The sequence below is a fragment of the Agathobaculum butyriciproducens genome, assembly GCA_003096535.1.
Lineage (GTDB): Bacteria > Bacillota > Clostridia > Oscillospirales > Butyricicoccaceae > Agathobaculum > Agathobaculum butyriciproducens.
Genome location: QEKJ01000005.1, coordinates 66,384 through 79,288, shown reverse-complemented (window position 1 = coordinate 79,288; position 12,905 = coordinate 66,384). Strand labels below are relative to the sequence as shown.

9 protein-coding genes and 1 tRNA gene are annotated in these 12,905 nt (G+C 50.3%); 6 read left to right on the top strand and 4 right to left on the bottom strand.

The genetic code is table 11. The annotated features are described in order from the left end of the window. The first annotated feature begins 9 nt into the window (after positions 1 to 9). From C7386_RS06015 to C7386_RS06000, 4 genes are all read left to right on the top strand, one after another. The gene (locus tag C7386_RS06015) at positions 10 to 3,708 is read left to right on the top strand and encodes a M56 family metallopeptidase (protein ID WP_116705063.1); all 3,699 of its coding nucleotides are present in this window, start codon (positions 10 to 12) and stop codon (positions 3,706 to 3,708) included. A gap of 476 nt (positions 3,709 to 4,184) precedes the next feature. Next, positions 4,185 to 4,865: a response regulator transcription factor gene (locus C7386_RS06010; protein ID WP_116705062.1), complete on the top strand. Its 681-nt coding sequence runs from the start codon at positions 4,185 to 4,187 to the stop codon at positions 4,863 to 4,865. Further along, positions 4,862 to 6,388: a sensor histidine kinase gene (locus C7386_RS06005; RefSeq protein WP_110435723.1), complete on the top strand. Its 1,527-nt coding sequence runs from the start codon at positions 4,862 to 4,864 to the stop codon at positions 6,386 to 6,388. Before C7386_RS06010 ends, C7386_RS06005 begins: the two co-directional genes overlap by 4 nt. A 99-nt stretch (positions 6,389 to 6,487) precedes the next feature. Then, positions 6,488 to 6,563: transfer RNA gene (locus C7386_RS06000), tRNA-Met, on the top strand. A gap of 296 nt (positions 6,564 to 6,859) precedes the next feature. On the opposite strand, the gene C7386_RS13960 is transcribed toward C7386_RS06000, so the two are convergent. From C7386_RS13960 to C7386_RS05985, 3 genes are read right to left on the bottom strand one after another with little or no spacing between them, the layout of a single operon-like run. Beyond that, entirely contained in the window at positions 6,860 to 7,222 is a 363-nt protein-coding gene (locus tag C7386_RS13960) for a hypothetical protein (RefSeq protein WP_202188921.1), read from the bottom strand. Continuing rightward, entirely contained in the window at positions 7,219 to 7,707 is a 489-nt protein-coding gene (locus tag C7386_RS05990) for a PcfB family protein (protein ID WP_116705061.1), read from the bottom strand. The genes C7386_RS13960 and C7386_RS05990 overlap by 4 nt, the downstream gene beginning before the upstream one ends. A 6-nt stretch (positions 7,708 to 7,713) precedes the next feature. After that, positions 7,714 to 8,607 (bottom strand): DUF6017 domain-containing protein, encoded by an 894-nt coding sequence (locus C7386_RS05985; protein ID WP_116705060.1) that lies wholly within the window; start codon positions 8,605 to 8,607, stop codon positions 7,714 to 7,716. A gap of 367 nt (positions 8,608 to 8,974) precedes the next feature. On the opposite strand from C7386_RS05985, the gene C7386_RS05975 reads away from it, so the two are divergent. Beyond that, entirely contained in the window at positions 8,975 to 10,513 is a 1,539-nt protein-coding gene (locus tag C7386_RS05975) for a P-loop ATPase, Sll1717 family (protein ID WP_202188920.1), read from the top strand. 104 nt (positions 10,514 to 10,617) lie between these two features. Here C7386_RS05975 and C7386_RS05970 read toward each other — a convergent pair whose 3' ends face one another. Beyond that, positions 10,618 to 10,812, bottom strand: coding sequence for a helix-turn-helix domain-containing protein (locus C7386_RS05970; RefSeq protein ID WP_318261199.1), 195 nt, complete (start codon positions 10,810 to 10,812; stop codon positions 10,618 to 10,620). 632 nt (positions 10,813 to 11,444) lie between these two features. On the opposite strand from C7386_RS05970, the gene C7386_RS05965 reads away from it, so the two are divergent. Further along, positions 11,445 to 12,758, top strand: a complete 1,314-nt coding sequence (locus C7386_RS05965; RefSeq protein ID WP_116705058.1) for a hypothetical protein — start codon at positions 11,445 to 11,447, stop codon at positions 12,756 to 12,758. Positions 12,759 to 12,905: the final 147 nt, after the last annotated feature.

The window sequence follows — 12,905 nt, the reverse complement described above, 5'->3', positions numbered from 1 at the left end:
GGGGATCTTATGCTGCAATTCTCGGAAAAACTGCTCAACAACCTGATGCAGATCGGTCTGACCGTATCGCTGGCGGCGCTCGTGCCGCTCATTCTGCGGCGGCTGATGAAAAAGCGTTATCCGGCCCGTATGGTATGTGTGGTGTGGGCGATTCTCGCGCTGCGGCTGCTCATTCCGGTGCAGTTGACACTGCCGCAGGCGCCGGTGCAGGTCATGCCGCGCACTAGCTATGTGGTGCAGAGCGACCAGACGGCGTTTCGGCAGGCCGGACTTCCGGTTGGGCAGAACCCAACCCGATGGGTGACGGGCACGCAGGCGCAAACGCTCAGCGCGGCAGACACCGGCACGGTCAAGACCGTGGATATTACCGACATTCTGCTGACGCTGTGGCTGGCAGGCGTGATTGCCTGCGTACTCTGGCAGGGGATTGGCTATTACCGGCTGATACACAGCCTGAAAGGTACGTCCCGTTCGGTCGAACGCGCGGATCTGCACACGATTTTGCAGGAGCAGTGCGCCGACCTGGTTATTGACCGGGAAATCCCGTTGCGGGTATCCTCGGCGGCGGACTGCCCGATGCTGGCCGGATTTATCCATCCGACGCTGTATTTGCCGGATGAGCGCATTTCCCGGACGGATGCGGCGTTCATTTTCCGCCACGAGCTGACGCATTACAAGCATGGCGATCTGTGGCTCAAGCTGCTGCTTCTGGCGGCACGCTGCCTGCACTGGTTCAATCCGCTGGTGCATCTGATCGAGCGATTCGCGCAGGAGGATATTGAGGCGGCGTGCGACGACGCGGTTGTTCGCGGACACGACGGCGCGTACCGCAGAGCCTATGGCGAGACCATCCTGCGGTCGGCTATTGCGCAGGTGCAAAAGAGAAAGGCTTTGGTGTCCTGCTTCGGCGATGACAAAAAGACGCTCATGCGTCGGTTTGAGGGACTGTTTGACAAGTCGGTCAAAAAACGCGGTGTCGCGCTCGTTGTGATGATCGCGCTGCTGGTCGGCTCGCTTAGCTGCACGATCGCGGTCGGTGATAACGATAAGGGTTTAACGAAAGAGCTGCGTATACAGCTGGCACAAAAACAGGCGAATGAGGCGGAAAACCTCGGCTATACGGTCAAACTGGATGGGAAAGACACCTATTTGATCACGGATAGAGAGTTCAGCGATAATCCGGGCGAAACCATTCCCGGACGTGTGGTACAAAAGCTGACCTTTGCAAAACAGGATGGAGAGTGGGCCGTATCGAACAGCGAAATTGTGCCGGAAAACGGCCGCGTGACTTCTCTGGATGAATTTAAGCTGTTGTATGAGAATGACCTCGGTCTGCCGGATTTTCTCTCGGACAGCAACCAGTGGAAAATCACAAACGGCTACAATATCAGCGACCCGACCGAGGCGGCAGAAGTGCTGCTCGGCATTGCTCCGGCGGTCAGTCAGGTGGAAGGCAGCAACCAAGATGCCGCACCGTACAACGACATCCGCAAGGTGACATTCACGTTTAAGGATAACAGCAAGGTTGTTGTCACCATGATAAACCAGTTCGGTCAGGGCTGGCTGCCGCAGGACTGGACGGACGGCAGCGGCGTTCGTTCCCGCACGGCGGCGGATCTCGCGCAGCAGTACGCACGCGGCGTGCTGCACAAGAGCGCACAGTATATCTTCCCGATCTTGACGCCGGACGGTCAGAAAGACCTTATCGCGCAGCAGATGGCTATGACTGGCGGCGAGCAGTGGACGTGGAAATACGGTCCGTCCTCGCCGTCTGCAACGGATTTCGTGCTTGTACCCACCGATGACGAAAACAGCTGCCGCGTTGTATTCCGTCTGTCGGGCAGCGGCGTGAATGATGCGCGCTCGGCGTACATCGTGCAGACCATCCGCGAGAACAAAAACAGCTCGGTGATCGGCTATATCCGCGAACTCAGTACGGACAGCATGACGCAGAGCGAATTGTTCCGGACGTACTATGCGACCGGTCTGTCGTGGCCGGATTTGCCCGATGAGGTCGGCAATTTCAGCGGCAAGGATCGCCTGAACGCGGAAGAAGCCGCTAAGGACGCATTTTACTATTTCGGCAGCAATCTGGAGCAGGACATGAGCGACTGGGAAACCCCGTGGATCAGCAGCACGGAACTCGACTGGCAGGTCACCTCTACGGACGGCTATCAGAGCAAAATCGTGCAGCTGAACTTTGCGGACGGCAGTACACCGGTTAAAATCCAGATGGTGCAGAATGATTCTGGTTACTGGAAACCGATCGGCATGGTGGATTCCGTCACCGCCAAGAGCGGAGACCGGGAACTGGGTATCGGCGCGGATGCGCGTTCTGCGATGGCACGCGGAAAAATGCCGAATCTGGCTGTCGGTGACAAAATTACCCTTACGTTTGAGACCGAGCCGGTCGGCGGTGTGCAGATCACCAATCGGTTGGTGAACTGGGAGGACGGCTCGCAGTTTGGTGTGATTGATGAGCAGATCACGCTGCAGAAATCCGGCGATGGCTGGGTCTATACCGTGCCGACGAGCCTTGGCGAAATGCTCTCGAGCACCATCAGCTATCCGTATTACCACGCTATCATGCTGGAATACACAGACGCAAGCCATATTCAGCATAAGGCGACTGCGGTGTATACAAGCGGTAGCGACAGTGCGGACGAGAACGAGGACAGCGATATTACCTCAACGGATTACTACAACGATTCGCTGAATTACAGTCTCAAGCTGCCGCAGTCCTTCGTTGATAACGGCTACGCCAAGCGCAATCCGGAAGACGACAGTATCCTGTTCGGCATGAAGAACGCCATGGGCGATGCCAGCCGCGACCCGACCGAGGACGGCGCAATTATGACAGTATGCGTGGATGCAACCGCCGTTTTGCACAGCGAATACGGCGAAAACTGGACGAAAAACTATCCGTCTCCGGTCAAGCAGCTTGCCGAAAAGGACGGTTTGACCTATTATCTGGCGTATGTGTCCGATGTGCAGTATGACCCGGCCAATCAGGAGATTGCCGCCAAGTACAAGGAAATGTTCACTGCCGCGCAGAATATCACTGCGGATGATTTTGTACTCGACGACCTGACGGATAAGGACGGTACCGTTCGCCGTGCGCAGCTGCTGACAAGTCTTGGTGCACATTATGCGGTACTGCATATGGGCGCACAGCATGACCAGCCGTATCAGGTTGCTGTTAATACGGATAATAATTCCTGTGAGGTCTATGTCAGCCGTATGGTTTTCCCGGTGAACGTAAAAGAATACGCCGTGGATCGTGTAACTTTCGAGGATATAACAAACACAGAGCCGATAAAGGTAGAGCATCTGGCGGATTCGACCGATGGCGCCACAGCGGAGCAGTTCGACCTGCTGTATGGCAAACTCGATTTGCCGGTTTATACTGATGATGAACTGAAAAATCTGCAAAACGACTGGAAGGACCATCCGGAGACCCTCGGCAATCCGCACTGGTGTGCATCGACGATACTTGCACTGGGCGGCATGTACAGTAAACCGGATGAGAAATCCGAGTATTATTTCGGCGATAATAATGAGTATGCTGCGCTTTTGTACCGGTTTACCGACCCGAATACCGGTAAAGAGAACGGCAAATACGTCAAGCTGACCATGCACAAGGCAACAGCCGACAGCAGTCTGCCCGCACTGTGGATTCCGTATAGCTACGAGTTGTTCACGGCTTAATCCAACGGTGCCGTGCACAATAACGTGCAAACGAGTTGCGCGACACGGGTATCCCCCAGGGGACCTTCTCTTGCCCTTCGGGCAATTCACCTTGTGTCGCGCCTGCGTAGACTAAACCGTATGTGTAGCAGCAGAGTATCTGACACTGCGTAAAGGTAGAGAAATGGGCGGACATATTGGTCGCCCCTACGGAAGATAAACAATATGGCCGTTTCTCTGGCGAGTCTCAGTTCTATGACAGGCAGACGCTAAGAGGAAGCGGGGAGATTCACAAGAGGGGTGGAAACCATAGGTGTCCATCCCTCTTGTGCCCCTCGCCGTGGGTACGGCGCCCCTGCCGGGCAGGCAAGACCCGTTCGCTTCTCAAGCAGCAACCTCCCGTTCAACAAAAATTGAAAACCCATGATTTTGTTCACACAACGAACAAACACCGGCGGTATACTTGCGGTATTATAAGAATGTAAGGTGGAATTATATTGTCTACTATTTTAATCGCAGACGATGAGGCGCGTATCCGTCGTCTGGTCAGCGACTTTCTCAAGCGGGACGGTCATATCATCGTCGAGGCCGCCGATGGCAAGGAAGCGCTGAATATTCTGGAGAACCGCCGTCCGGGACTGGATATGGCCATTCTGGACGTGATGATGCCGGGAATGGACGGCTTTGAAGTCCTGCGGGAGCTGCGCGAGCAGGAGCACGGCGAAACCCACCTGCCGGTTATGCTGCTCACCGCCCGTGCCGAGGACGCAGATCAGGTGCGCGGTCTGGAAGGCGGTGCGGACGATTACGTCACCAAGCCGTTCTCGCCGATCGTGCTGGCGGCCCGCGTGCGCACACTACTCAAAAGAGAAGGCCGTGCCGGTGCACCGCTCGAACAGCTTGGCAAGCTGTCGGTCAATGAGCTGCGCCGTGAGGTCATGGTGGAGAACAAGCCGATCGACCTGACCCCCAAGGAGTACGAGTTGCTCATCTACTTTAAGAACAACCGCGCGATTGCGCTGTCGCGCGAGAGCATCCTCAATGCTGTCTGGGGTTACGACTACTTCGGCGACCTGCGTACCGTGGATACGCACGTCAAAAAGCTGCGCGCCAAGCTCGGGGAGTGCGGCACCATGATCGAAACCGTGCGCGGCTACGGTTACCGCTTTGAGGTATGAAGCTGAAGCATCGGTCAATCCGGTTTAAGTTTTTTGCCGCGATCAGCATTATCGCGCTGGTGTTTATCGGTATTCTGGTGCTGCTCAACGTGTTTTTTTATCAGGATTACTATATGATGACACGCCGAAGCGAGCTGCGTGATGCCTACGGCAGCATCTGCACCAGCTACGCGAGTGATTCCTCGGATGTTGCCGCGCTGCTGGACAGCTATGAGAGCCGCAGTGCCATTCGTCTGGCGGTGGTGACCGATAACGGCGATGTGATGACCTCGTCTGCCATGCAGGAGGGCGACGTAGGGTTTGATTTTGGGCACATGGAGCAAAAGTTCCGCAGCTTTGCGGTGCTGGCGTCCGTGGTCCAGAATCGTGACTGGGTAGATTTGGGTAAAAACGAATACCGCTTTATGACGATCAGTCTGCGCGATAATGACCAGTATCTGTGTCTGATCGGCGTGCTGAATGCGGAACACGGTGAATATCTGATCGCATATATGCCCTATGCGTATATCGAACAGAATTCTTCGCTGAATCTGGTGTTTCTGCTGATTGCCGGCGGCTGTGCGCTGCTGATTTGTCTGGGGTGCGGCTATGTTATCTCGCGTCAGTTTACGCGCCCGCTTATTCAAATGGCGGGACTGGCCGACCGAATGAGTGAGCTGGATTTCTCTATGCAGTACACCGGCAAGGAGGACGGCGATGAGATTGACCAGCTGGGACAGTCGCTCAACCGTCTGTCTGCGTATTTGGAGCAGGCGATCGGTGAGCTGAAGGAGTCCAATGATCAGCTGGCGCAGGAGATCGAGGAGAAGGAGCGTATCGACAATATGCGGCAGGAGTTTATCGTCAACGTGTCGCATGAGCTGAAAACGCCGATTGCGCTCATTCAGGGCTATGCCGAGGGCCTGACGGCTGGCGTGGCCGATGACCCCGAGGACCGCAAGTTCTACTGCGACACCATCGCCGATGAGGCCGACCACATGAACAAACTGGTCATGCAGCTGCTCAGTCTTTCACGGCTGGAGCTGGGTGCAGAGCAGACGTTCGACGAGGATATTGATCTGCATGCACTTTGTGCGGAAGCGGTGCGCAAAACCGCTGTTTTGTGTGAAAACCGAGGTTTGACCGTGGAATATGAGAACACGCATATTACGGTCCGCACGGACGGTGATCTGCTCGATCAGGTGCTGATGAATTACCTGTCCAACGCCATCCGCTACACGCCCGAGGGCAAGCACATTGAGATTTCGGCGGCAAGAACCGGAAACAGCGTGCGCCTGTCCGTGTTCAATGAAGGTGAAGGTCTGCCGGAGGAGGAGCTGCCGAAGATCTGGGAGAAATTCTACCGCACCGATCGCGCCCGCACCCGAGAGGCCGGCGGCACCGGCATCGGTCTGTCGCTTGTCCGCGCCATCGCGGATACCCTGCACGGCGCCTGCGGCGCGGAGAACGTCGAAGGCGGTATCTGCTTCTGGTTTGAACTGCCGGATCTGCTGCCCGCAGAGGACAGCGAGATAAAAGACTGAATTTGTCGAATAGAAAATTGAAAATCATGCTTGACAACTGCTCTATCCTATGGTATAGTATATAAGCACTCTGAGAGAGAGTTGCGATAAAATCTATATCGCGGGGTAGAGCAGTTGGTAGCTCGTCGGGCTCATAACCCGGAGGCCGCAGGTTCAAGTCCTGTCCCCGCAACCATGTTTAACCGCTGATTTCGTAAGAAATCAGCGGTTTTTTTGTATTTTTCGGAGCACTTAGAAAACCTCCGGGTAGGAGACCCCGAAATTGGAAAGTCGTATGGAAAGGCAGTGGTATCAAAAAAATGCACGACGTGAAGGTGCTTTTTTTGATACCTGAAATCAAAATTCTGAGTATACTTCGAGCAGCAGGCGAAAGGGGAATGCATCAACACCTACATAACTTTCGATTCCAACAGCAGTAGTGAGGTAACGTCAAAGACCAGACTGTCATCTATGAGGCGCTTGCTCTGAACCTTATGCCGACACGGTGAGGCAGCGTCTTTGTCGGTTGGTATGATGCCGGTGATGGCGACAGCAATGAAAAAAGCACCAACGATTATAACAAGGCGGAGAATTGTACACTGTATGCATAGGTGGCGCGAATGCGATCATGGCAGTAGCACTGCTCGATTGCGCACGGCACAGCAGGTCCAGCGGATGCAGGCTGGGCAGCCCAGAAGAAAACGCCCCCGTAAAGCCCTGGCTCAAATGCAGGAACTTTTCAGAGGCGTCAAGGCCGGGCGCAAGGCGCACCGCCTGGCAGAGCTTGTCAAAGAGATAGACAAACAGAAGATACTGGAGGTTGGGGAGCAGCTTTTTCTTCCAGTCAACCGTCATAATTCCACACCCCGGTCTTTGGTCTTGACCTTCTCCCGCTGGCGATGCTGTGCTTTGGTCTGCTGCTTCGCCTGCTCCAGCTCCTTGCGGATGGAGGGCTTTTTCTCTTTCTCCAGGTTCTTTGCGGAGAACTCCCGGAAGGCCGTCGTGATGACATCGGCATCCCGGCCCTTGAAGAACACCAGGTAGCGGGGTATCTCGCCACTGGTATCCTTTTTCAGTGCGAAGTCAATGCCGTACTTCTTGGCGGTGGCGGAAAAGGCCCGGATGTTCTGATTGGTAATCTCGATGTTGGAAACGCCGGTGTTGTGCTTCATCAGCTGCCGGAGGGTCTGCTTGCCGTGGTGCAGCTTGGTCTTGTGGCCGGTCACGCCTTTCTGCATTTCGTCCAGCACTTTTTTCATGGCCTGCTGCAGCATCCCGGCGGAGAGCTTGGTGGCCTCCACGCAGAGGGCAACGGTGCGCTGGGTGACTTCTTCCTGCATAAGTCATCATCTCCTTTCTCCGCTGCCGTACAGGTCGTGGTTCACCAGGGACGCATAGTAACTGTCGATGGTGGCCGAGGCGTTATGCAGGGCAGCCAGCAGGTATTTCTTGATGTTGCGGACATAGGTGGTGTTCTCCCGCATCCGGTCCAGCACATACTCGATGTGGGAACTGTTCAGCTTCAGGAACCGGGATTTGACCACTTCCGCCGGATAGTCGTCCCCGGCAATGCGGATCGTCTCTCTGCGGGAACAGACGGTATCCACCATGAGCTCCACCAGCTCATTCAGCATATCCCGATCCAGCCGGTCATCCCGGCATAGATAGTCATACTCGATATTCTCCAAAATCAGCTCCCGATAACTCTCTCGCTCCCGCATCCAGTCCCGTCCGGTCCGTTTGCCCCCTGCGGGGGCTTGGGGGCTTGATTGGATAGGATTTGATTCTTCCGTACTTGGTGAATTAGTTTTTTGTTCTTCAGGATTTCTTTTCTCTTTATTTAATTGCCGCCGGTTTTCCAGACATGGGTTATCCATATCCGGGTTTTCCGTATCTGGACAAGCCGTATCCGGCGCGTCCTCACACGGCTGGCCCGTGTCCGGGGGATGGGGCGTCTCGTAGATGACATACTCCACATCCACGATCTTGCCCTTGCTGTCCCGGAGCCGATTGCGGACTATGTACCCGGCTCGCTCCAGCTCTTTTAGGGTGGAGCCAATGCTGTCCGTGCCCTCCTTGCAGATTTTCGCCAGGCCCCTGGTGGTGTAGTTCCAGTCCTCCGGCAAGGACAGCATCATGGAGAGCAGCCCTTTGGATTTCAGGGACAGCCCCGTGTTGCGCAGGTGGTGGTTAGACATCACCGTGTAGTCGCGGGTTTTCTCAATGCGAAATACCGCCATGGTATCACCTCCTTTCGGCGGTTTGAAAAAGTGTTCGTTTTGAGGAAAAAGACGGCCTCTATGCTGCACAGATGCCTCGGAGGGGAAAAACTATGAGCGACGGTCTCTCGGTTGATTGCGGAAGAAAAATCATTGGATTTTCCACTCCTTTCGGGACAGTTTTGACCATAAAAATGTCCCCGTGGCGTGACATAGCAAGGAAATTTCATATCGTCTTATTGCTACAAAAAACCGATAGTGGTATACTTAAAATACAAGTTTATAATAAAATATTACATCTATAGTGGTTTTACAGAAAATCATGTATATACCTAAAAGGCCGAAAGAAATTGATACCTAATACGCTGAAATACAAGGAGGTATATTTATGGGCATCCACTTTACTGAAGAGCAACTTCAGAAATTAGGATATTACAATCCACAACCCAAACTAGAATTCACCGAAGATACTATTCGTGAAATTTTTGGACACGAAGCAGCAGAAGATGAGACTATTGAACGTCTAAAAGCGTATTATTTAAAAACCAGTATTTACAACAGCATGAAAAGCCAAATTCCTTTGTTGATTCTGGTTGGGCACAAAGGAGTTGGCAAGTCTGCATTACTGAAAGTTTTATCATCAGAAGATAACGATGAGGAGAAAATACCTATATCTGTCCAACCAAACGATATTTTTAATTTGGATGTGTCCTCCACAAATTTTTTAGAAAAAATTGAAACCTGGAAAAATGGACTGTCCTCAATAATTTTTAACAAACTAGTACTTTCAATTAACACATCTCTACTTGACAAAGTTCCTAGCACATCTTTTAAAGATTGGATAGGGCGTTTTAATGAATTGCTGTTAAACGCACTTGGTAAAAAACTTGAAGATTTTCAAAAAGAAAAAATACAGTTGTCAAGTTCTGATTTTACAGCCTTGTTTAAAAATTCACTTTTTGAAGAAAAGCAAATTACAATTTACTTGGATGATTTAGATCGAGGTTGGGAAAACACCAAAAATGATGTGAAGAATTTGTCTGCGATGTTAAATGCCGTGCGGGATTTGAGTCGTGATATTCGAAATCTAAAATTCCGTATTGCATTAAGAAGCGATGTGTACTATGCAGTGCGAACTTCTGATGAAACAACGGATAAAATTGATGGAAGCGTAATATGGCAAAGTTGGACAAACCACGAAATTTTGGTTATGCTGATTAAGCGTATTGAAACCTACTTTGGACGCAATATCAATGAGGAACATTTGCTTACCCAGCGTCAAAGGGATATTGGAGATTATCTTAATAGCGTGTTCGAGGAACGATTCCAGGGAAATGGTCACTGGGAAAATGCACCTATGTACCGCGTTCTTATGTCTCTGATAAGAAAACGACCGCGTGATTTGGTTAAACTGTGCACATTAGCTGCTAGAAAAGCTTATACAAATAAGCATAGTTTGATTTTAACTAACGACCTTGAAAGCGTTTTTAAAAACTATTCAAATGATCGTTTAACAGATACGAGTACAGAATATAAATCTGAGTTGCCGCAAGTACAGGAATTGTTGCTTAAAATGAAGCCGTCACAAAAAGAACTGGCATCGGGGACACCTTGTCTCTTTTCTCGCCAACAGCTTATCAAAAAACTGGAAGATATATTATCAATGAGCCATTTTACGTTTAAAGATGGTAAAGAGGTTACAGCTCAAAGCTTAGCTGCTTTTCTGTATAAGATCAATTTCATTACAGCAAGAAAAACTGTTGGTGACGAAATTTTGCGAGTGTATTATGATGAAAATCAGTACATCTATAATGACTTTGCTGATTTCGGCTACTCATATGAGATTCATCCAGCTTATCGTTGGGCTCTACAACCAAGCAACATTGGCACTTTGTTTAATGAGATTGAACTTCTTGAAAGCGAATGATTTCAGCCTAGTACATATTGAAATGCCATCCATCTATTTTGGGCAAAAGACACCGTAGGTTTTAAACCTACGGTGTCTCCATGGGTTTTATTCAGTTTTGTCCTCTAAATCCTCCATAGCCAACCAGTCCTCAAACGACTTCCTGGAATGCGGATCGCATAACCGATGCGAATTGTTTTAAACTCTCCAGAGTTCACCAAGCGGTATGCGGTGGATTTTGCAATACCGAGGATTGCTGCAATATCATCCACGGTGTAGGTTCTGTTGCTCGGCAGCTTCTTCTCCTGCGATGTACTCATAATTTTGCCTCCCATTTTTCGTAGGCATTTTGACTATGCCTATCTAATTTTCCTTGTGGCGAAGGGGCTTTCTGCCATTATCCGTGCTAAGAATTTGCTAATTTGACATTCTGAACAGGCCATAATGAGGCGGCATTTTACGGATTTTTGTGCAGATTGACCAGTAACCACACAATGCCATAACGAATCAAAAATAATGGAAAGTTATGATGGGTATATCGTACCAAAAGAAACGCCAAACTCCCGGAGCACAGTTTGTTGAGTCTGTGCTCCGGGATTGTTTTGCTGCAAAGCGGTTCGGAGTTAATCGTTTTTAGGATCGGTTTGGGATACTGGTATGCATAAAGGTGGCAGAATAAGAGTAGAACAAAGTGGAACACAGGTAGAATCACTTGGAACCAAAGAGGGATTGTCAAGAGAATCTTACGGGTGTATAATAATAGTATCGAAAAGTGGGTAAAGTAGCTCTGCTGTCGCAAAAAGATGCGATAGTGGAGCTTTTTGTATATCAAAAAAGTTAAGAGAAAGACCAATAAGTAAATTTCTTATTGGTCTTTTTTTATACCTATTTTTCGAGAGTATATACGAAAAGAGTGGGAATCGTGGGAAGAAAATGCAAAAATTCGCCTAATATGAAGGTATATGGAGTGCCATTCCGTGTGACAGAAATGGAGATGACAGCTAAAGGGCAGGATAGATGCTACATCAGTATGAGGCAGCCAGATGGGAGTATACTGCACGATAAAGGTGTAAATAAACTGATCACAGCAAAAGGTATAAAAGATGCGGCCGTCATAAAAGCAGCGGAAAACATTATACGAAAGCATAGCGGACAGGTGCTCGGATGGTTACGAGCCGGTCAGATGAAAGAAGCGACACCAGAGCTGCTGTTGCTAGTGCTGCCGGAAGAAAGCATAGAGCGCGTATACGGAAAGAGTGATGAAGAGCATCGAGAGCTGGTGCGGCAGGTAGTAAGAATTCTCCCACCATTGCCTGAGCTACAGGAAAAGATGGAGACCATGACTTTACGCGCGGTAAAAGAAGTAGCCGCGAATAAAGAGAAAGGCGATGTACTAAAGCGTGCATTGAATCGATTGTATGATGAAGCTGCAATCTGGGGAGTAATTAAAGAAAATACGGCGAAAAATGTACTGATTACTGTGCGCAGTGAGGGAGAAAAGGCAGACAAAAATCTTAACCAACGTGCCCTTAGTCTGGAAGAGATGCGGATGCTGACGGCCTTATGCATAGAGGGGATGCAGACCGATATACGGTATGCAACCGTACTGCTTCATCTGACCACGGGTGTAAAGACGGGAGAGCTATGTGGATTAAATATTGACAATTTAATGCGGTATAAAGATGCGGTATATATCGAAATTGGCGCAAAATCCGTACAAAATCGAGGTAAAGTTGCAGAGTGGAAGCCATATGAGCGTGAAAGCGGAAAGCTGCGGCGCATACCGTGTACCCCTTTAGCGCAGGCGGCGCTAAGTGTGCTTTTGAAGCCGCGATTGGAAGCAGGAGCAAAGGTAGATGCTCCGCTGATTGTAGGTGAGGGCGGACGCCGATGGGATGTCTTGAAGCTGCGCGCTTTTGAAAAAGAGGTGTTTCAAAAAGTAGTGCCGGAGTATGCGAAAATTTCACGAACGGATGTAATCCGCACAAGTTTTGAACATTATTGTCGCGCCGTATGCGGTATGTCGGATGGCCAGACTCAGAAAATCTTAGGATGTAAAGCAGCGCAGACATACGAAGAATGGTATGCGGACTACAGCGCTCGAATCGCGCTGATGACACTGGATGCACAACTTAGAAGATACCATAATTTGTTAACGGAAAAGGAAGATAGATGGAAAGTGGCCATGCACCTACATCTGCGGGTGAAGCGTGGGGCAAGTGTCAAAATTCAAACTGAACATGGTGTCAAAATTGAAAAAATATAGTAATGTGTGAGCCGAAAGGCTCTTTTTTAATGCCTGTAGATAAGGACTTATTGTATCTTGCAATAGGTCCTTATGTTGCATAATGAAATTTGAGTTAATTATATTGACGTTTATTTACTAAAATGTCATTATATAAATATAAAGCAG